The organism is Bacillus sp. CGMCC 1.16541, assembly GCF_003184905.1.
GTDB lineage: Bacteria > Bacillota > Bacilli > Bacillales > Bacillaceae_H > Priestia.
On record NZ_KZ821208.1, the window covers coordinates 74103 to 94836 of the forward strand.

Annotated in this window: 25 protein-coding genes; 17 read left to right on the forward strand and 8 right to left on the reverse strand. The window is 39.1% G+C overall.

The window, feature by feature from the left end:
* Positions 1-48 precede the first annotated feature (48 nt).
* A complete protein-coding gene (locus tag DIS06_RS03330; RefSeq protein ID WP_110111850.1) occupies positions 49-333 on the forward strand; it encodes a hypothetical protein in 285 nt (94 codons plus the stop codon).
* Positions 334-681: 348 nt separating this feature from the next.
* On the opposite strand, the gene DIS06_RS03335 is transcribed toward DIS06_RS03330, so the two are convergent.
* Both DIS06_RS03335 and DIS06_RS20885 read right to left on the reverse strand, forming a co-directional pair.
* The gene (locus DIS06_RS03335; RefSeq protein WP_110111851.1) at positions 682-936 is read right to left on the reverse strand and encodes a hypothetical protein; all 255 of its coding nucleotides are present in this window, start codon (positions 934-936) and stop codon (positions 682-684) included.
* 18 nt (positions 937-954) lie between these two features.
* A complete protein-coding gene (locus tag DIS06_RS20885) occupies positions 955-1323 on the reverse strand; it encodes a DUF4181 domain-containing protein (protein ID WP_162595860.1) in 369 nt (122 codons plus the stop codon).
* Positions 1324-1510: 187 nt separating this feature from the next.
* On the opposite strand from DIS06_RS20885, the gene DIS06_RS03345 reads away from it, so the two are divergent.
* Together DIS06_RS03345 and DIS06_RS03350 are read left to right on the forward strand one after the other, a co-directional pair.
* A complete protein-coding gene (locus DIS06_RS03345; RefSeq protein ID WP_110111874.1) occupies positions 1511-2041 on the forward strand; it encodes a sigma-70 family RNA polymerase sigma factor in 531 nt (176 codons plus the stop codon).
* A complete protein-coding gene (locus tag DIS06_RS03350) occupies positions 2034-3065 on the forward strand; it encodes a DUF4179 domain-containing protein (RefSeq protein ID WP_110111853.1) in 1032 nt (343 codons plus the stop codon). The genes DIS06_RS03345 and DIS06_RS03350 overlap by 8 nt, the downstream gene beginning before the upstream one ends.
* A gap of 205 nt (positions 3066-3270) precedes the next feature.
* Here the strand turns inward: DIS06_RS03350 and DIS06_RS03355 are convergent, their stop codons facing one another.
* Complete coding sequence (locus DIS06_RS03355) at positions 3271-3579, reverse strand: winged helix-turn-helix transcriptional regulator (protein WP_110111854.1); 309 nt, start codon at positions 3577-3579, stop codon at positions 3271-3273.
* A gap of 142 nt (positions 3580-3721) precedes the next feature.
* Here DIS06_RS03355 and DIS06_RS03360 point away from each other — a divergent pair, with 142 nt between their 5' ends.
* The gene (locus DIS06_RS03360; protein WP_110111855.1) at positions 3722-4573 is read left to right on the forward strand and encodes a VOC family protein; all 852 of its coding nucleotides are present in this window, start codon (positions 3722-3724) and stop codon (positions 4571-4573) included.
* 168 nt (positions 4574-4741) lie between these two features.
* Here the strand turns inward: DIS06_RS03360 and DIS06_RS03365 are convergent, their stop codons facing one another.
* Positions 4742-5506: a MerR family transcriptional regulator gene (locus DIS06_RS03365; protein ID WP_204166741.1), complete on the reverse strand. Its 765-nt coding sequence runs from the start codon at positions 5504-5506 to the stop codon at positions 4742-4744.
* A gap of 178 nt (positions 5507-5684) precedes the next feature.
* Here DIS06_RS03365 and pnuC point away from each other — a divergent pair, with 178 nt between their 5' ends.
* From pnuC to DIS06_RS03410, 9 genes are all read left to right on the forward strand, one after another.
* Positions 5685-6347 (forward strand): nicotinamide riboside transporter PnuC, encoded by a 663-nt coding sequence (pnuC, locus tag DIS06_RS03370; protein WP_239421827.1) that lies wholly within the window; start codon positions 5685-5687, stop codon positions 6345-6347.
* On the forward strand, positions 6322-7350 hold the full coding sequence (locus DIS06_RS03375) for an AAA family ATPase (protein ID WP_110111857.1): 1029 nt from the start codon (positions 6322-6324) through the stop codon (positions 7348-7350). Before pnuC ends, DIS06_RS03375 begins: the two co-directional genes overlap by 26 nt.
* Positions 7351-7355: 5 nt before the next feature.
* On the forward strand, positions 7356-7805 hold the full coding sequence (locus tag DIS06_RS03380) for a GNAT family N-acetyltransferase (RefSeq protein ID WP_110111858.1): 450 nt from the start codon (positions 7356-7358) through the stop codon (positions 7803-7805).
* 283 nt (positions 7806-8088) lie between these two features.
* A complete protein-coding gene (locus DIS06_RS03385) occupies positions 8089-8646 on the forward strand; it encodes an RNA polymerase sigma factor (RefSeq protein WP_239421829.1) in 558 nt (185 codons plus the stop codon).
* Positions 8643-9401, forward strand: coding sequence for a hypothetical protein (locus DIS06_RS03390; RefSeq protein WP_110111859.1), 759 nt, complete (start codon positions 8643-8645; stop codon positions 9399-9401). Before DIS06_RS03385 ends, DIS06_RS03390 begins: the two co-directional genes overlap by 4 nt.
* On the forward strand, positions 9402-10274 hold the full coding sequence (locus DIS06_RS03395; RefSeq protein WP_110111860.1) for an ABC transporter ATP-binding protein: 873 nt from the start codon (positions 9402-9404) through the stop codon (positions 10272-10274).
* Positions 10271-11542, forward strand: coding sequence for a hypothetical protein (locus DIS06_RS03400; protein WP_110111861.1), 1272 nt, complete (start codon positions 10271-10273; stop codon positions 11540-11542). The genes DIS06_RS03395 and DIS06_RS03400 overlap by 4 nt, the downstream gene beginning before the upstream one ends.
* Positions 11543-11555: 13 nt before the next feature.
* Complete coding sequence (locus tag DIS06_RS03405; RefSeq protein WP_110111862.1) at positions 11556-12698, forward strand: ABC transporter permease; 1143 nt, start codon at positions 11556-11558, stop codon at positions 12696-12698.
* Between the two features lie 118 nt (positions 12699-12816).
* On the forward strand, positions 12817-13770 hold the full coding sequence (locus DIS06_RS03410) for a nucleoside hydrolase (RefSeq protein WP_110111863.1): 954 nt from the start codon (positions 12817-12819) through the stop codon (positions 13768-13770).
* Positions 13771-13852: 82 nt separating this feature from the next.
* Here the strand turns inward: DIS06_RS03410 and DIS06_RS03415 are convergent, their stop codons facing one another.
* Positions 13853-14716 (reverse strand): Cof-type HAD-IIB family hydrolase, encoded by an 864-nt coding sequence (locus tag DIS06_RS03415; protein ID WP_110111864.1) that lies wholly within the window; start codon positions 14714-14716, stop codon positions 13853-13855.
* 618 nt (positions 14717-15334) lie between these two features.
* Between DIS06_RS03415 and DIS06_RS03420 the strand changes: the two genes are divergently transcribed.
* A complete protein-coding gene (locus DIS06_RS03420) occupies positions 15335-15784 on the forward strand; it encodes an SRPBCC family protein (protein WP_110111865.1) in 450 nt (149 codons plus the stop codon).
* Between the two features lie 56 nt (positions 15785-15840).
* Here DIS06_RS03420 and DIS06_RS03425 read toward each other — a convergent pair whose 3' ends face one another.
* Entirely contained in the window at positions 15841-16479 is a 639-nt protein-coding gene (locus tag DIS06_RS03425) for a FusB/FusC family EF-G-binding protein (RefSeq protein ID WP_110111866.1), read from the reverse strand.
* Between the two features lie 126 nt (positions 16480-16605).
* On the reverse strand, positions 16606-16869 hold the full coding sequence (locus DIS06_RS03430) for a CD3324 family protein (protein ID WP_110111867.1): 264 nt from the start codon (positions 16867-16869) through the stop codon (positions 16606-16608).
* A gap of 408 nt (positions 16870-17277) precedes the next feature.
* On the opposite strand from DIS06_RS03430, the gene DIS06_RS03435 reads away from it, so the two are divergent.
* On the forward strand, positions 17278-18528 hold the full coding sequence (locus DIS06_RS03435) for a S8 family peptidase (RefSeq protein ID WP_110111868.1): 1251 nt from the start codon (positions 17278-17280) through the stop codon (positions 18526-18528).
* 197 nt (positions 18529-18725) lie between these two features.
* On the opposite strand, the gene DIS06_RS03440 is transcribed toward DIS06_RS03435, so the two are convergent.
* On the reverse strand, positions 18726-19343 hold the full coding sequence (locus DIS06_RS03440) for an NUDIX hydrolase (protein ID WP_110111869.1): 618 nt from the start codon (positions 19341-19343) through the stop codon (positions 18726-18728).
* A 121-nt stretch (positions 19344-19464) separates the two neighbouring features.
* On the opposite strand from DIS06_RS03440, the gene DIS06_RS03445 reads away from it, so the two are divergent.
* Both DIS06_RS03445 and DIS06_RS03450 read left to right on the forward strand, forming a co-directional pair.
* A complete protein-coding gene (locus DIS06_RS03445) occupies positions 19465-19980 on the forward strand; it encodes a methylated-DNA--[protein]-cysteine S-methyltransferase (protein WP_204166742.1) in 516 nt (171 codons plus the stop codon).
* An 80-nt stretch (positions 19981-20060) separates the two neighbouring features.
* Entirely contained in the window at positions 20061-20648 is a 588-nt protein-coding gene (locus tag DIS06_RS03450; protein WP_162595861.1) for a DUF6944 family repetitive protein, read from the forward strand.
* The last annotated feature ends 86 nt before the right edge of the window (positions 20649-20734 follow it).

Genomic DNA, 20734 nt, shown 5'->3' on the forward strand with positions numbered 1-20734 from the left:
GGGAAATTTGTTAAAATAGAAACAGAAATAAGAAGAAGGAGAACGTTCATGTATCAATTAGCATTTGAAGCAAAACGAAACGAGAAAAAAGCAACGATCTATCACATCGTATTTGGTTTCGTCGTCATCTTTAACATGGTTCCCTTTTTTATGGAGGAAGAATACATAAGAGGCTTCATTAGTTTACCGATTTTATTGCTTATTTTCTGGTTTGCGAAACGAAAAAAAGGGTGGGCACAATTTGTACTGAAAATGTTCGTTTGGATTCATGTTTTGATGGTAGGGGTTATGGCCTTTGTGTCACTTATTCAATGGATAAAGTCATATGTTTAGACGATGTAGACTCGATTGTTACTAAAAGAAAAGTGGTTTAGGAGGTGAAAGGAGACTGAGGCATAACGAGATGATTCCCTCTCAAAGACGAGCCATCACTTTTCTATAATCGTTAGATTGTAAAAGAAAGTTCATTCCATTGCGCTCTAGCCACTCGCTTTCTGCGGGGAGAAACCTGAGTCTCCTTGTGCCTGCGAATCTCCTCAGCTTTTCCTCTATTTCCTGCAGGAGTCGAGTGTCCTACGCTCCATTCTACTATTCTTTTCAAAGTGTTTTTCGAACCAACAAAAAAGATAACTCACAATACTTCAAATCGATTATTTACTAAGAAACTGATGTCTCAACCTTTTATACTTTTTTCTTAAATGCGTAGACAGCTACGATAATTGGTAATAAAAGGGGAATGAATACAAAAAATGAAGCGGTCCACAATGTGCTAAAGATAAAGGAAAGGTCACTACAGCCCATCGTTCCGCATTCGGTTGCACGTAAGCCTTTTTGTTGAACAGATTCTACATAACCAATTAATCGAAATCCAAAAAAGAACAGCCAAACAACAAGAATAACAGCAAGCGTCAAGAAAAGGCGAATCGTCTGTTTCATCACATATCCCCGATCATATTAAGTGAAAAAAAGAAATATAACTACAAATAAGATGAGCATACCGGCTGAGTTGAAAAACGAAACAAAATGACGTCTTTCTTCTCTTTTATAGACATACTCCATTATTCCTCGGATAAAGTCTTTTAAAGCAAAAAATGAAAAAAAGACAAGGAGAAAGTGCTGTTTTGCAGAGACAACAAAGAAGATGGCAGCGAGAAACGCAACAAAGAGTGTAAGTTCCCATACAGTATGTAGTCGGTTAACAGGCCGATAAAACCAAGTTCCTTTCGGTTGATGAATATGAAAGCGATTTCTTATCCAGAGTTCTCCTATTAAAAGAACGCCAAAAGAGATCAAGAAAAAAATGAGTAATGAATTATCGAACAACTTAATTACCTCCTAACAATCTATTTAAATATTACCATATTTAGTAAGGTTCGAACAGGTTGTGAATGCTTTTGCTTATTGTGAACGACAAATTGAACAACGAAATGAAACATTCGTTAAAAATCCTTCATTTCTTGCAACGAATTTCATCATTCAAACGACTACTAAGAAAGAAAGGAGCAAAGAGATGATAATTTCAGAATTAGTAAAGCGCGCACAAAAAGGAGACGATAAAGCCTTTGAACAGCTTATAGAGAGTGTTCGTCATCGACTGTACAAAACAGCTTACCTTTATGTGCGAAACGAACAAGATGCGCTCGATTTATATCAAGATGCCATCTATCAAGCGTACATATCTCTAAAAAAACTTAAGAACCGGGAGCATTTTCAAGCTTGGATTGTCAAAATCGTTGCAAATAAAGCGATTGATTTTATTCGCAAGTCATCCAAGCAGTTTATTGCAGACTCAGATTCATTCTCTCATTTATGTTCAGTGGATATGATTCGTCATGTTGAACATTCACTTGATGTAACAACGGCTTTTGCAGCGCTAGATCACGAGCAAAAAACGCTCATCTTACTTCGCTATTATTACGACCTACCTGTAAAAGAGATTTCGAGACTCACAAACAGTCCTGAAGGAACAATTAAGTCGAGTTTACATCGAGCGAAGAAAGCGATGCGTCCCATTTTAAAGGAGGGGTATTTACATGGATAAAGGTGAATTTAATCAGTTAATGGATGAAATTATTGTTCCAGAACAAAAATTAAAAGAGCGTGAATCAATGGCGATGATGAAAGCAAAAAAGAAAAAGCGAAGCGTTAAAAGGATCGTATCGGGTACGGTCGCATCAGGACTTTTACTTACAACGATGCTAGGAGCCGGGTTTTTATCACCTGCTTTTGCTCAAACGTTAACACAAGTGCCAGTGGTCGGCTCTATTTATCTAGAACTTTACGATATTGCAGGAAAAGACATTGAACAAAAGCAACTAGCAGATCCAATTGAAAAAGAAGTGACGACAAATGGGATTACAATGAAAGTAAAAGAAGCCGTTTACGATGGAAATCGTTTAGTTGTAACCGTTGAATATACAGGAAAGGATGGTGTACTAATTGGTGAAAAAGGAGAAATTGACCAAGGGTTTCGCTACCTAACCATTAATGGACAAGAACCAGAGGTGGCACTCGGCGGGGTGAGTTCAGATGCAATCGATGAACGTACGGTCATTGAATCTCATCAATATACATTGAAACAACTCGATCAGTTCGGTGACAACATTGATGTAACGGTTCACGGAGAAAACATCTTCGGTCAAAAAGGAACATGGGAAGTCGCATTTCCATTAGACAAGAGAAGTGAGCAACGAGTCGTTGTTCAACCAAATGAGCGAGTAGAAACAAATGATAAACAGTATGCAATGACGGTAAAGAAAATCGCTTTTATGACACTTGGAACGCGCATTGATTTAGGAATGGAGTATCCAGCAGAACAAGACCAAAATGATACGTGGTCCATGTTTCGTTATAAGGTTACCGACGATCAAGGGAAGGTGTATCGAGACTTAAAGTTGCAAGTCGGAACAACAGGACATAACGGCCGTGAAATCATGTTACTTCTACCACCATTTAAAGAAGTACCAAAATCTTTAACCATTCAACCTTATAATGATCGTGACGGAACGACTCATTGGGAAAACAATCCGGTGACAGAACTACAAATAAAAGTGACATTGCCTTGATTATCTTTAATGAGAAAGAGTTGCATGAAAAGCATTATAACGTGCTAAAAAAGCAGTACCAAGCAAAATTAGGTGCGATGGAGAAAGAGATTGAAAATAGAGTAATCATCAAAAAGAAGGTGCTCAAAAAAGAGCAAAGACATTCATCGTCTTCGCTCTTTTTTTAAAAACAAGACAAGTCTACTTATACATGTTCAACACGTCATTAAGAATCTAGCCATTCTTGCGACCATTTCTCTATATGTCTCATAAGTGGTTCTAAGGCTACTCCTTTTTCAGTTAAGGAATACTCAATTCGAACAGGGGTTTCGGGAAATACCTGCCGATTCACAATCCCTTCACTTTCTAAATCCTTTAACCTTTCTGAGAGAACTCTTCCACTTATGCCAATTGATGATTCAATGGTACAAAAACGCTGAGGCCCTGATAAGAGCTGGTAAATAATCATGCCAGCCCACCGTTGACTTAATAACCCCATAGCTTTCTCAAATCTAGGACAAATCGATTTATCCAACTGAACCCAGTCCTTCCTTTTTATGATCCCTTTGTATTTTAAAATGAACGTCCTTTTTAAAAGTAAATGCTTGATAATTTTTAATTATAATTATATAGTTACTTACATAAAGTAATCAACTAACAATTTGGAGGTGCTTGAATTGGATTTTCACACAAAGCCTATTACATTTGTAAAGAGTGTCACGATTAAAGTACAAAATGTAAAGCAATCCATCACGTTTTATCAAGAACTAATCGGTCTGAAGGTATTGAAAGAGACGGAGCGGACAGCTCATTTAACAGCCGATGGAACAACGATCTTATTGTCCATCGAACAGCCAGATCATGTGATACCAAAACAACCACGCACAACAGGTTTGTACCATTTTGCGCTTTTGTTACCTAGTCGTGCAGATTTAGGTGACATGCTAAAACATCTTATTCAAAGCGGGTATCCTTTACAAGGTGCATCCGATCATTTAGTAAGTGAAGCGATTTATTTAGCTGACCCTGATGGCAATGGAATCGAAATTTATACAGATCGTGAAGCATCCGAATGGGAGTGGAATAATGGTGAAGTCTTAATGGCAACGGAACCATTACATGTAGAAAGTGTTTTATCAGAAGGGCAAGCTGATTCTTGGAGTGGGCTTCCTGCACGTACATTAATGGGACACATTCACTTACATGTATCAGAACTTAAAAAAACGAAGGAGTTCTATACGAAAGGGCTTGGCTTTGAATTGGTGAATCAGTACGGAACTCAGGCACTTTTCATCTCTTCTGGAAACTATCATCATCACATTGGATTAAACACATGGAATGGTATTGGTGCACCTACCCCTTCAGAAAATAGTGTAGGATTGAAGTCATTTACATTAATGTATCCGAGTGAGGAAACAAGAGCTAACGTCGTAAATAATGTAAGAAAGATAGGGGCAACTGTTTCAAAAGAAACTAACAGCTTTGTGACGACAGATCCATCTGGAAATCGTATTTATTTAAACGTTTAGTGTTTCTAAAGCGTACTTATTTCGGGATTAATATCTCGAATTGATAATTCTTTAATTAATTAAAAATGACAGATACGTAGTGAAACATTTATTCATTTGTTGCTGACTAGAAAAAAACGTGTTGGCATAAAAAAGAGCAAAGACATTCATCGTCTTCGCTCTTTTTCTTTACGATTTCATCCCTGTGTAGATGAGAACCGCATCACGTAAAAACGCTGCTGTGCCAGGTTGCTTTTTGTCATAGAAAGAGGTAAAGCGCTCATCGTCGACATACATTTGAGCAAGGCCTGCGTGTGCTTCTTTAGAGTATTGATCCCAATAAAAACTTAGCCATTGACGGTGTAAATCCGCTGCTTTTTGTGCTACTTCACTCGCAGGATCACCCGTTTGAAGCGCCTCGTGCAACACATTCAGTACTTCTTCACCAAGCTTTTCCGCTTCTGAAAATTGTGCTTGTGACATGCCTTTTAGCTTATCGTTTGATTTGTTTATTTGCTCTTCCCCATATTTTTCACGGACTTCTTTTCCGTATTTTTTCTCGTTTTCATCAATGAGTTGTTGTTTAAAACCTTCAAATTTTTCTTGGTCAGTCATAGTCATTCTCCCTTCTTTTGCGGCTAATGTTTGATTTACGTTTTGAATTAATAAATCTAATTGTTTCCGCTTTGTCAGAAGTTTTTCACGATGTTCTTCTAATGCTTTTACATGATCGAAAGTAGGGGAGGACAAAAGGTTGCGAATCGTTTCTAAGTCTACATCTAGCTCTCGATAAAAGAGAATTTGTTGAAGACGATCGACTTCTGCTTCTCCGTAAATGCGATAACCTGATGAATTGATTCTAGCCGGCTTTAGAATGTCAATTTCATCGTAGTACCGCAATGTACGGCTCGTCACTCCAGCCAACTTCGCCAGTTTTTTCACTGTATATTCCATGAGTTCACCTCCTGACAATTTCAACTATACAGGTTGACGTTGCGTGAATGTAAAGGGGTTTTGAAAAAGAATTTCTATGAACATTGACTTAATTTTTAAAAATGACAAAAAATCCCTAACGTTATGGAGCTCAAACCTTTACAATAATAATACAACTAGATAGGGAGAGTGATGAGTTGTGAAACACGTTTATACATATAGTGTTCTACTGGCATTTATAGCATTCGCCATATGGACAAATTCAACAACCCTTGAAATGCTAGCTTCATTAACGGGGTTAATATGCGTGTGGTTAAATGCGCGGGAAAACATTTGGAATTATCCTGTAGGCTTTATCAATGTCGCATTGTTTGCCTACATCTTTTACGAAGCAAAATTATATGCAGATATGATTTTACAAGGTTTTTTTGCTGTGTTAATGGTGATTGGTTTATACGTTTGGTTGACAAAACGTCAAGGTCAAAAAGTGCGTCCAACAAGAAAAATGACAAAAGCTGAAGTGATTGGAACGATTGTGTTCATTCCGATTCTCGGGTTTGCTTGGGGATTTGCGTTACATCAATGGACCGATGCGAGCATCCCTTATATCGATGCGACGGTTGCAATCACAAGTGTAGTCGCACAATATTTCTTATCGAAAAAAGTGCTCGAAAACTGGATTTTGTGGATTGCAATTGATGTCGTATCCATTGGAATGTACGTGTACAAAGATTTATTCATGATTGCATTTACGTATGTTGTGTTCTTGATGATCGCCATTTATGGATGGATTACATGGAAACGAGAATACAAAACTGTAACGGAGGTGAGTCACAATGAAACGTGGAGTAGTACTAGGTAAATTCATGCCGCTTCACTTAGGACATGAGCATTTAATTAAAACAGGAGTGACTCAATGTGATGAGCTTACCGTTGTGGTTTGTACGTTATCTACCGAGCCTATCGATGGAGAGTTGCGCTTTCAGTGGATGAAACAGCGCTTCAAACATGAAATCGCAGCAGGTCGGTTGCGTGTTTTTCACTTGAAAGAAGATTGGATTCCACAAGAACCAAGCGATTGTTATTCGAGGGAAGTGTTTTACGGGACGTGGGCTGGCGTATTAAAAGCCATTGTCGGAGCTAAAATCGACTACATGTTTGCATCGGAAGAATATGTCTATCCGGTCTCTCATTACATAGCGTGTGAACCTGTGCTAGTGGATGTAAAACGAGAAACAGTACCCGTGAGTGGTACGATGATTCGAACACAGCCGTTTAAACATTGGAACTTTATGAATGAACAGGTGCGAACGTATTTTTCTAAAAAGATTTTAATTATTGGTGGGGAGAGTACAGGAAAATCTACACTCACTACCCATCTAGCAGATCACTATAAAAAGCTAGGTTACTTAACATCTGACATACAAGAGTATGCTCGTGACTGGATTGATACGAATCTTGATGGTGACATGGAGAAGCTAACATTTGACCACATTACTCATTTTGGCGTCACTCAAAACCAACTCGTCGAAAAGCAAAAAGAAAATCCGAATGTCCAACTCGTTTTTTCAGATACAGATGCCATTGTCTCTAGTATTTTTCAAGAAATATATTTTGGGAGAGTAAGCAAAGAGTTACGACAAGTTATCGAAAACGAACAGTGGGATTGTGTCTTGTTTACCCAACCAGATGTTGACTGGATCGATGATGGTCAGCGTAACTTGTTTCATCGTCGCCTCGCATTTCGAGATCGTGTTCAAGAAATTCTTTTGGAGCAAAAGATCGAGTATATCGAGGTAAAAGGAACGTGGAAAGAACGATTTTCACTTGCGACAAAAGCGATAGACTTATTAATAGGTAGGTGAAGAAGATGCACATACGTCTGCTAGCAAAAAACGAACAACCTCCTATGCAACTACTCCTTCTAGCCGATCCGTCTGAAAAGCTAGTTAGCGACTACGTGAAACGAGGGCAGTGTGTGGTGATAGAAGAAGAGGAAGTGGTTGGTGTTTATGTCCTCCTTCCGACAAGACCTGAAACTGTCGAACTTGTAAATATCGCAGTTTCTGAACACCAACAAAACAGAGGGATTGGAAAGAAATTGATACAAGATACGATTTTAAGAGCGAAAGAAGCAGGATACAAAACGATTGAAGTGGGCACGGGAAACTCCAGCATCGGACAGCTCGCGCTTTATCAAAAATGTGGTTTTCGTATTGTTAGCGTAGATAAAGATTTCTTTCTTCGTCATTATGAGGAAGACATTTATGAAAACGGTATTCAATGTATGGACATGATACGGTTGTCACAAGATGTGTAAGGAGAGGGAGAACGGAATGAATCGTTCTCCTTTTTTGTGTAAATAAATGGATGTTTGGTTTTCATTATATTAGTAGAATAGAAGAGGTACAATTTTTTTCTTATTAGCCAGCAACCAATCATCATTCATAATCGTTTTACATACGAAAAGATCTAAATCCTACCTGAAAAAAGCAGGGAATAAAAAGTTTACATTTTTTTGCGTTTTTTAAAACTATATCGACCTTTTTTACGACTATAGAAAATGAACGAGCAAACAACGAGCTAGAAATGGACGAGATAACATGTTGAACAAAGAGAAAAAGTGGATCAAGCTGATTCAGAAAAAAGCAGATGAACAGGCGGCGAACGAGCTAGTGTCGATGTATTATTCCCAAATGTATGCGTTTGTGTACAAGCAAACGATGAACAAAGAGTTATCACTCGATTTGACGCAAGAAATTTTTATAAGCATGCTTCAGTCGATTCACCATTTTGAAGGAAAGCGCGCGTCCTTTAAAACGTGGCTGTATAAAATTGCGACGAATCGAATTGTCGACTACTATCGTTCAAAGCATTACAGATACGACCGAACATCTGATGAGATCGAAGCGTATAAGGTGTCAGACGAAGAAGATTTTACAGTAACCTTGGAGCGAAAAGAAGAAGTGGAGGAAGTGATTGCTCATATTAATGAGTTAGATTCATATCCTCAACAAATTCTCCGTTTAAAGCTCTTTGCTAATCATACGTTTGCGGAAATTGCGACAACGCTTGATGTACCTGAGTCGTCTGTGAAAACGAAATATTACACGACCATTCGAACATTAAAACGAAAGCTAACTGGAGGGGGAAAACAATGAAAAAAGAAACGTGGAACATTGACTATCCAGATGAACAAACGATGAAGTCACACATTCGTGAAATCGTCGCAAAAGGAGTGAAAAAACCACGCTCATTTCCCGCTCATTTAAAAGAAATGTACAAGCAAGTAGGAGTGCGCTACTTGTTTCATGATGCGACGGACGTATTGTTTGTGTTTTTCATCGGTCTTTCTCTTCTTGGATTAGGGTGGTTTTATACGGCTGAGCAACTACATTCCATGAATGAACTGTATTCGGTTCTATTTATTTCATCTCCGATCCTTTATTTAGTGCTGGCTGTTTTATTTTTCGTCCGAGCGAGTGAGCAACGTACATTTGAAGTCGAAATGACATGTAAATATCACGTGTTTCAATTAGCAGCTTTTCGCATGCTTGTGTTTGGAGTAGGAGCAATTGGATGCAACGGTCTACTCATTGTCGTTCTATCAAGTTTCTATCCAGCTCTTCACGTTTTAGAAGCACTATGTATGTCAATGAGCTCGCTTAGTGTATTTGCTACAAGTTTTTTATATCTATCACAAAAAGTTAGAAGCAAATGGGGAAGTTATGCGTTTATCGGAGTGTGGGTGATAGGAAACATGACGGCAGCTGTCTATAGCGAAGAGTTGTATACCCTCATTCTTCGTCATATCCCGATGTATGTCTATATGCTGATCTTCATTCTTTTTGCGTATGGGTATGTACTACGTTTAAAAAATATGATGTTCCATCAACAAGTAAAAGGGGTTTTGTAGATGTTAGTTGTACAACACGTATCAAAAAACTTTGGATCGTTTCAAGCGTTACACGATGTGAACCTTGAATTTCATCACGGCGTATATGGTCTTCTTGCGCCAAATGGGGCGGGAAAAACGACGTTAATTAAAATGCTTACGACACTTTTATTTCCGACAAGTGGTGAAATTTTGTACGAAGGAGAAGACATTCGTAAGTTAGATGAACGGTACCGAGACGTACTTGGCTATTTACCACAAGAATTCGGGTACTACAAGCACTACACACCAACAAAGTATTTACTTTATCTAGCTGCGTTAAAAGGAATCAATCGTAAAGAAGCCAACCCTCGTGTTGTGGAGCTTTTAAAGCTGGTGGGCTTAGAGGATGTAGCACATAAAAAGATGAAGAAATTCTCCGGTGGAATGATTCAACGTGTTGGGATTGCTCAAGCGATGTTGAATGATCCGAAAGTGTTAATTTTAGACGAACCAACAGCAGGACTAGATCCAAAAGAGCGGGTTCGCTTTCGGAATTTAATTACAGAATTAGCACGAAACCGCATTGTTATTTTATCGACGCATATTGTTTCGGACGTGGAGTCGATTGCGAATGAAATCATTATGATCAAAGACAAACAAGTACTATATAAAGAGACGGTGTCGAACATTTGTCAAAAAATCAAAGGTCTTGTGTATGAAACAGAAGTGGCGTTTGATGAGGTAGCTTCTTTTCGTAAAATGTATCTTTCTCTATCCGAAAAACAAGAAAACGGAAAGATGCACGTGCGTTTTTTAACGAATGAGCCCGCACAACCTCATTGGAAAGCCGTATCTCCGAACTTAGAAGATGTGTTTCTACATCTTTATCAGGACGAAGTGTTATCGTCATGATTACGTGGCTAGAGTTGAAGAAAATCGCAAGGTCACCAATTGTATGGGTGCTGTTGCTTTTGTTTACCGCTTTTAATAGTTATCAAATTTATTTACATGCGCCGATGAAAGACAGTATGCATCTATTAAACGCGATCATCGACGAGCATGGGGTTGTAATGGACGAGCAGGGACGAGCTAACTTAAAAGCAGATTACCTTGAAGAGCTGCAAGCGTGGAATGAGCTGTCAAAAGAGAAACATGGACAAACCTATGAGTCAATGGAAGCTTTCTTTAAACCAGAAAACTACTATTCAATCATGGAGAAAAAGGTGTACACCGAAAACGAGCTCGTTCAAGCAAGTGAGTTGGCGGTGAAAGAATCGTATGTTTTTGAGGCAGAAGACATTGTTCAACGATACAATGATCTCAATTTAGAAGAATTAGCCACGATGTATATTCGCCTGTATGGATTGAGTGGGGAAGCGGCTGAGTTCGTGAAAAAGCAATACCATTCGTTTCAACCACGATTAGATGAACTAAAGCAGAATGATGAGCATTTGTCCCTTTTTTTCAATGGAAAAGCCTATGAAACTCATAACTTATTGTTTCAGACCCTTTTTCTTTCTGTGATGATTGAAGCAGTATTGCTCATTGCGCTGGTGACCGCCTTTATTGTGAACTATGAGTTTGATCAGCGGACATCACTTGTTACGTACTCGACAAAGCGAGGAAGAAAAGTCGTCAAAGATAAATTACGCGCGGCGATCATCGCATCCATGACAATGGTTGCTTTCTTATTAAGTAGTACACTGATTACGTATTTTCTTGTATTCGACTATTCAAGACTGTGGCACGTTCCAATCTCTTCAGGCTTTTTAACAGAAAGCAACAACATGGCATTGATGAGTTGGTGGAAGTTGTCGTTCCTTCAGTATGTAGTATTGAGTTGTTTGTTTGTATTTGTTTGTCAGTTTCTCGTCACATTCATGACATTTGTGTTGTCGATGTGGATTCGAAATAGCTATGTGGTCTTCTTTCTTTTTTTAATCGTCGTTGGACTGTTTATTCTTTTGCCAGGAGAGTTACCACGAGATAGCCAGTGGATCATTTATGCGCATTACACACCGTTTACACTTATGCTTGGTGCAAAAAAGTGGTGGATGGAAAGCGGAGCATTTACGACGTTTCGCTATTACGAACTCGTAACCGTTAGCTTATGGCTCGTGTTACTTGTAACCACAAGTCTCGTTTGCATCAAACGTTTTTATCAACAAAATTTATCATAAGGAAGCGAAAACAATGATGATTTGGAATGAGTTAAAAAAGATGTTCACGCTTAAAACGGTCATCCTTCTCGGCCTTGTTACGTTTGTATTTTATCATTTATTTATCATGTTTGATTTTGATCATTTCCCAAATGGTCGCCCTGCTACAGATGAATTTAACGTAGCGAAACAAATGATTGATGAGTACGGAGAGTGGATGGATGAAGCAGAGTTTGAGAACTTTAAGCGTATCTATGAACAACAAAAGCAAGAAGCAGAAACCTACATCGATTCACAAAAAGAGCTAGTAAATGCAGGGATTGATTCTTATGAGAAGTTTAGAGCGTATGAAAGAGACGATCAAACCGTTAATAAAGTTCGAGACCGCATTCTTTTTGAAGAAGAAGTGGATGTATTTTGGGAGATGCAAGCAAGAGAGGGGATCATTACACAGTATGAACATCCAGAACGTTTCGGTCACGCTATGTCAATTGATCCGTTAACTGAAAAGCAGAAAAGTCGCATTGATGAACTACTGGAAGAGAAGCAACATACCTCGACAATGAGCTGGGTTGTGTATGAAAACTACAACAACCTCATCGGAAATGTTGCCTTGCTTATTTTCTTAAGCATCATGACGATGGTCACCCCACTCTATTTACAAGATCGAAAAAACAACGTCATCTTGCTTCAATATACGTCAAAAGTAGGAAGAAGATCGTTTTCGCACAAGTTCGTTGCGGCATTGATCGCAACGACAGCTGTTATCACGTTACAATTGCTTCTGTTCTTTGTGCTATATAAAGGAAACGGAACATCGATGTTTCTACCGTTACACATGAACTCTATTTTTAATTACTTACTATCATGGTACGATCTCACGTTTTTGCATTACATCCTCTTAACAATTGTCGGAATTTACATCGTCGGATTTTCTTTGTTATTGCTTGTTGCTTACCTTTCAAGTATGACGCCAAACTACATGACGAATATTGGTAGTCAAATTCCGGTTATGTTTTTACTAATTGTCATTGGTATTGATTACATAGTAAAAGACGTAACAAGTGTCTTTTTGCCACAGCACCTTTGGCCGGTTTTACTACTTAGTCTCGTAGGCCTAACAGCCGCTTTATTTATTATCAATTTGAAAAAAGAACGCATAAGAGACGTCTTATAAAGATGGGCCCTTTAGGAAGAAGGGGCTCTTTTTCAGTTATGAAAGGAACAATAGGTGCTATTTAATAGAAAAGATACATATATAATATTACAAAAAATGGAATAAGAAGGAGGCGTTTATGGTAAAAAAAGTACTGCTTTTTTGTGATCCGGGTATTGATGATGCGATTGCGATTATGTATGCTTTGTTAAGCCCTGATATAGAACTCGTTGGTGTCGTTACTAGTTTTGGAAACGTGACGAAAGAACAAGCAACTCGTAACGCAGCTTATTTATTGCAGCTAGCTGGACAGCCAAATGTCCCAGTAATTCCAGGTGCTGCTCAACCCGTTCAACAAGAAGATGTCATTTATTATCCACAAATTCACGGTGAAAATGGCATTGGTCCAATTCAGCCACCAGATGATCTCGTCTATTATGTATATCCGTTTGATACAATTCGAGTCCTCATTGAACATTATAAAGAAGAATTAATCATTGTGGATGTGGGACGTTCAACGACACTAGCATCTGCGTTTATTTTATTTAATGAACAAATTCAAAAAGTCGGAGCATTTTATGTAATGGGAGGCTCTTTCTTTAAACCAGGAAACGTCACCCCACTTGCTGAAGCGAATTTTCACGGAGATCCGACTTCCTCTAATTTCATCTTAAAATTTGCCCATAATTTAACGATTGCACCATTAAACGTCACCAATGAAGCATATTTAACACCTGAAGTGATTGATGAAATTGCTAGAACAGTGAAAAACCCTTACTATTTCATGGTTCGACCGATTTTCCAATATTATTTTCGCGCCTATCAAGAGTTATCGCCAGGCATTGTCGGTGCGCCAATTCATGACATTGTGCCACTTGTTATGATTGTTAATTCAAAGGTTGCTGACTACATTTACTATGACGTAAAAGTAGTTGAACAAGGAGATGTTAAAGGACTTTCCTATATTGACTTACGACCAAAAGGCGTCACTGGTCAAACGAGAATTGGGATTAAACTGAACTATGATGTGTTTTTAGCTGAAGTGAAAAAGGTGATGCAAATGTCGAACGGAATGGAAAGATCACCATACTAAATCAGGAACGTAAAAAGAGGACTGAATTAAGCAGGAGCGTTCTTCGTGCCTTTTGTTTCAGTCCTCACTTTTTATCGTTCATTCACTTTCTCTTTAACAGACGATAAATGGCATGCGCTACACCATGCTCATCGTTTTCTTTCGTTACAAATGTTGCGATGTCTTTGATTTCTTGGCGAGCATCTCCCATTGCAATACCTGTTTTGACAACAGAGAGCATCGAGTAATCGTTCATACTGTCGCCAATAGCAGCCGATTCATCTAACGAAAGTTGTAAGTGGTCAGCTAATCGTTTTAACGCGTTTCCTTTTGACGCATCTTTATGTTCAAGCTCAAAGTTATGGTTTGCTGATGTAACAAGTGTAAGATCTTGACGGTCCTTAAAGCGATTCCAGCCGTTTGTGAGTTTCTCTTCATCAAATGAGAACGCTAAAATGTTGTAGATTGGTAAGGACTGATTTTCGAGTTCTGTATAAGATGGGATAAACGCAAAACCTGACTGACTGAACTGTTTAGAAGCAGCCAGTTGTAACGACTCTACATCTAGTTCTGGGTTTGCGCTTTTTAAACGATCCATTTCAATTGCAATAAGCTCTCGACCATTTTGTGGTGTATAAATTGCTTCATCACTAAACACTTCATAATAATAGTCGTTTTCTTCGAGCCACTTTAAAATAGCAAGCGCTTCTGTTTTTTCCATCGGAACCGATACGTATTGCTCACCCGTTGGTTCGTGAATGGTTGCTCCGTTTGCAGCGATGATCCACGTTTTTACATCTGTTTTGGCAAAAATCTGTTTCACATCAAACGCCGCACGACCTGTCGCGACAACCACTTCCACACCTTGTGCTTGAGCGTCTTTTATCGCTTGTAGATTTTCGTTGCTAATTTCATTTTCGTTGTTCAATAGCGTTCCATCTAAGTCAATCGCAATGAGCTTTGTCATGTTTATCGTCCTCCTCTATTCAAAAAAATATGTAATCAACTTCTTCGAGTAAAGCCATAACTTTGCAGTGTAACGATTAGTTATTCATACCATGACTATAAGGGATTTGTATGACAACATGCAAATGTTTCAAGTGTATATCCTTCTAGGTCATAGCTTTTTCAATCGAGGCTGGGACATAAGTGTGTCAGTTGATAATAAATCCGAACTATTTATAATATACTCTATTTATAGTTCGGGTATTTTTGGTTAAAAAACCAGTTTAAAAGAATAGTGGAATGGAGCGTAGGAAACTCGACTCTTGCGGGAAATAGAGGAAAGACTGAGACCCCGCAGGAACGAGGAGGCTCGGGTTCCTCCCTGCGGAAAGCGAGTGACTGGAGCGAAATGGAATGAACTTGTTGTTGTAACATCACGATGACAGAAACGGTATTGTTCGTTTTTGAGAAGGAATCATTTCGTTATGTCCCACTCTCACGAAGGCAAGGGTGGAAAGGAAAGGCGTGAAGTGATAAGAAACACTGAAGTTGTACACGTTATTTTTTAGAAAAATAGCGTCATAAAAAGAGAGTCCGTGCTATAATCTTCTCATAGTTTAGTAGAAAGAGGAGAAATAGGTTGAAATATACAGTTGAAGTTGTCATTAACGCACCACAAGAAGAGGTATTTGCGGCGATTAACGAAGATGAGCAGATTAAACAATGGAATAGTCTATTTGTTGAAAATCGCTACGAGTCAGAGGAAGACCGACATACCTATAAGCCTGGAACGAAATACACGAGTGTGACAAAAATAGGAAAGAAAGAATACGCATTTGAAGGAACGTTACTTGAATATGATGCGCCGTATAAGACGACGGCTCAGTCTAATACAAAAGAAGGAGTTAACAAAATAACATACATTTGTGAATCACTGGCAGCAAACCGCACACGCGTCGTGATGCATTTAGAAGTAGAGCCAAGTAACTTCTATTATAAAATCATGATCAAACTATTTGGCTGGCTAACAAAAGGGCTTTACATGGAACAATTTGAATCGTTAAAAGAGTACTTAGAGTCACGCGATTAAAATAGAAAATGGACATCACATCGTCTTCTAACTGATAGGATGTCCACTTCACATACTCACTTTTTAAGTAATTCTACAAATTCCTCAATTTTCTCAAGTGACGTCACTTGTGAGCTACATGTTTGTGCGTCATAACAAATGTAATTGCCTCGTTTTGTGAACGTTCCAGGTTCTTTTCCTTTTTTCTCGTACAAAAACATCCCAAGATCTTCGTATTTATGACAGAGCGTACACATTCCTTTTTGATTCATTTTTGTAAATGTCCCGTGTAGACCTGTCAGTTTTCCTTTATAGGGAGCAACGATGTATCTACGACCTGAGCCTTTGTCGTCCCAGCCTAAAAATGTCGTTTCTTTTAAGTCTAAGTCAGGAAACGAAGGAAGTTTGAGTTTTTTTGCTTTTGGAAAAAGCTTTTGAAGCGTTTCACTTTTAATCATCTGAAACGGAATGACAGAAGACTTTAGTTGTTCTAATGCTTTATCAGCCTCTAGTCGATCTGTGATATCCATAATCGTGTGAATAAGTGGCGCTTGGGCGTCTGTTAGCGCTGAAAATTGATTTTCCACTTTTTCAATCGTGATTGCTTTTAATGCGTTTAAAACGTGAGCTTCATTCACCGTACTATGGGCGTTGATTAGTATTTGCGCTTGTTCTTTTATGAAATTGTACTGATCACTTCGAATAAAAGGTTCCATTTTTATCACTCCTGCTTTTACTTTACCTAATGGGAGGTGATGATTCAATGGCGACAATCATTTAGAATGAAACTCGGCATATCGATACAAAAAGGCACAAATGAAAGATCATCCGTGCCTTTACAGTCATTTCGAGTATACAATTTTCTTGATCGTTTCAGTAGACAGGAAATGCTCATCTGCTAGCCTTGTAATGGATGTTCCATTTCGAAATGCTTGCTTAATCGCTGCGTTTCGTTCATCTAACCGCTTCCGTTCACCTGATTGCGATCCCCATTTTTGGCGAGTAGCTTTCGGCTTCGGAATGTAGATCGTTTCACCTTGTATATACTTTTGAATTTCAGTTAGTAGCTGTTCTGGTAAAACAGCAGTTGCTTTTACGTATTTCATCATTGCTCGCTCCTTATTTTTAATCATCTTAAATAAGGTGCAAAGCCTATGATCAATGAAACGTCATGTCGGTAGGCGATTAATGATTTCTACCTCATGCAAAGAATCGCCCGATTGATGCTAGGCTTTGCATGAGCTGCTACTAACTCTGGCACTCTCCTTATTGCCACACCATCACCCCCTCAAATTACAATTGATTCTACACTTATTATATTCGAAATCCTTCATCATTGCATCATATGTAACTAGGTGTAAAGAACTAGTGACTTTCTGATAGAGTGGCATTTTATACTCTATTAAACTAGTAAACTCACCATGTTTCTCAATACCTGACATTCTACCTCTATGATAAGATAGATTACAATCTAAATTTTTAGATTTTTCAAACTAGTTAAAGGGGGAAAAGGTATGAAAAAGGTAAAAGTAGTCAGTAGTTTAGTTATGGGCGCGATGATTGCAATGCCAATGTATGCATCGACAGCAACAGCTCAAGTAGACGAAGGGAAAACGGTTCGTGTGTTAATTACTTCAACAAACGAACACGCAGCTCAACGTGCAAAAGCTAACTATGAAGTGCGGTCGGATTTTGGTAAAAAAGGATTTACAACGGAAATGAACCAAAAACAATATGAGGCGCTTCAAAAAAATAAAAATGTTAAAGTAGAACTTGTTGACATCGTAACAACAGCGGCAAAACCAGGAGGTGGCACGACGACTCGTACAACACCGAGCGATCAAACTCCGTGGGGAATCGAAGCAATGTATCAAAATAAATCCATTGCGACCACATCAGGTGGAAGTGGCGTAGCAGTAGCGGTATTAGATACGGGTGTGAACATAGCTCACCCAGACTTAGCGGGAACGGCTAATCAATGTAAAGACTTTACACAGCGTAAATCTCCGCTTGTTGATAACTCGTGCAGTGATAAAAATGGTCACGGTACACACGTAGCGGGAACTGTGTTAGCAAACGGTGGATCTGATGGGAAGGGCATTTACGGTGTTGCGCCAGAATCAAAACTATGGGCATACAAAGTACTTGGGGACCGTGGATCAGGTTATTCTGATGATATTGCCAATGCGATTCGTCACGCGGCTGATGAAGCCACACGTTTAGGACAAAAAACAGTCATCTCCATGTCATTAGGTGCTGCATCTAAAAATACGTTAATCTCTGATGCAGTTACGTATGCGAAAAATAAAGGGGTGCTCGTTGTCGCAGCGGCTGGTAACGAAGGACCAAGTGAAAACACAATCGGCTATCCAGGTGCATTAGTGGATGCGATGGCAGTCGCTGCATTAGAGAACGTACAAGAAAATGGGACGTACCGTGTGGCGGATTTCTCATCTCGCGGTGTATCTTCAACTGATGGCGACTATGTCATTCAAGAACGTGATGTAGAAGTGTCTGCTCCTGGTCGTGCAATCGAATCAACGTGGTTTGATGGATCATATAACACAATTAGTGGAACGTCTATGGCGACTCCACATGTATCAGGTTTAGCAGCGAAAATTTGGGCATCCAATCCGAGTTTAACGGCTGATCAACTTCGTACTGAAATTCAAAACCGTGCGAAAGGTAACGACATTTTAAGTGGAAGTGGGGCAGCTGCGGGTGATGATTACGCATCAGGTTTTGGCTTCCCGACTGTGAAATAAGAAATAAAAAGCAAGCTAAGCAATTTTTTGCTCAGCTTGCTTTTTTATATTGATGGTATTTGTGTTAGCGAGAGTGCTTTGCTTTTTAAACAGTATCATCGTTCTTCTTTACAGTAACTTGAAGTCGAACAAGTGATCAGTCAACAAAGTGAAAAAGACGAGGTGTACGCATGATTCGTCACGCTTGTCTTCTTTTTTTAATCGATCGTTACAGGTTTGTTAGGATTTCGCCCATAATCAAACAGCATGTGAAGTTGCGAAAGGGTATTTCGTGATGTTGAAAGAGTAGGTAGGTTCGTTTCAGAGAAAAAGTTTACATCACTCGTTTCGGTTCCGATGAGTGCTTCTCCTCCGACAATGTCGCATTGAATAAAGAACTTATAATAATGATAAAGTTGTGGTGGATGAGGGTGCTTGTTCATATCGAGTATAGCTAGTAGTTTCGTTGCAACAACGTCATAGCCTGCTTCTTCTTTTATTTCTTTTACAACATTTTCACTAGGAGATAGTCCAACTTCGCAAAACCCTCCAGGCAGTGCCCACTTATGATCATGTTTTTCTTTTACTAATAATAGCTTTCCATTTTGAAAGACGACGCCACGCACATCTACTTTTGGAGTTTGATAACCTTTTTCTTGCTTAAATAGGTCCATAATTTGATGCGGTTTCATATTTGTATAAGAAGCCATGATTTCAGCACTTAGTTTCTGAAGCTCCTCATAGCGCTCAATATCAAACACATCTTTTGAGAACGTCAGACCAGCCTGCGAAATCGACTGAATTCGCCTTGCCCATTCTAACCATTGATTGCTCATGTTTCCTCTCCTTTAAGATGTAAGTTGATCCTTTCATCTAGTATACTATATGTAGGAATTGATAGAAACGGAACGTATCGGGTTAATTTTGTCTCTAGTAAAAGAAGGAGTGAACAGTAAAATGATAACCATTCAGTGGGGTGTATTAAAAACAGATGAAATAACTGTTTATCTTGCTAAAACAGAAAAAGGACTTTGCTATGTTGGATCACCAGGAGAAGACGTAGAAGCGTGTATGACTGCTGTTAAAAAGCGGTTTCTAGGTGCGGTCTTTGAAGAAAATGAGTCTGCACTTCAGCCTTATATAAAAGAGTTACAACAATACATAAGCGGACAAAGAAAAACATTTTCACTTTCAGTTGACGTGAATGGTACGGCTTTTCAAGAAGAAGTATGGCTTGCGTTAATGGATATTCCGTACGGTGAAACGTGTGCGTATTCAGATATTGCGGAGAAAATCGGCCGCCCTTCATCCGTTCGTGCAGTCGGAGCTGCCATCGGTGCAAACCCAGTTATGATTGCCATTCCCTGTCATAGAGTCATAGGGAAAAGCGGGAAAATCACAGGCTATCGCGGTGGTCTCGATATGAAAAGAATGTTATTGCAACTAGAAGGGATTTATTATGTGGAGGAATAAAATCGGGTTATCACTGTTACATGCACATCTTCCCTAAACTGAATACACTAACATATGTACACGTGAACGGTGGGGATAAAATGAATCAAGAAATAGGTAGCGACGAAGAGTTAATTATTGCAGGTGCGATTCTTTTAGTGGTGGGTACGGTGATTGCAGCAGTCGGACAAACAAGAGAATCCATTTATAATGAGGAAAGTGGAAGAGTCTTGGTTATTCAAGGGAATGGCGTTGAAGCCGTTGCGAATACGCTTCAAGCCATTGGACGGACAAAACAATTTGAAAAAGAGCGATTTCAACCCGATCTTTATACGATTATCGGTTGTTGGATTCAAGCAGCAGGTAACACGACAAACGCAGTGGCGACAACCTTAGAGATTCAAGGAAATGAAGAAGAAGGCACACCTTTAAATGCATTAGGAAGTGGCGTTCAATCCGTAGGAGCAGGGTTTGAAGCTGTTGGATTATCTGCAAGGCCAACAAGAAGAGGGAGAGTAGAAGTGCTAGGAAATGAGTTTATCGCAGTCGGTTCAGCTATTGAGTCATCCGGACATATATCAAGGATTAACGAGCAAGAAACGACAGGGAAGATCCTTTTATTTGTTGGTAGTTGGGCTATTGTCGTGGGTGCCTTGCTTGAATTGTATGGGTTTACAATTAATGACTAATCGTTGGTTGACGAGCTGATCAATTTATTATTTCAGTCGAGAAGACCCCCACCTCAAGGAATGAGAAAGGCCAAGCCCAATGAGTA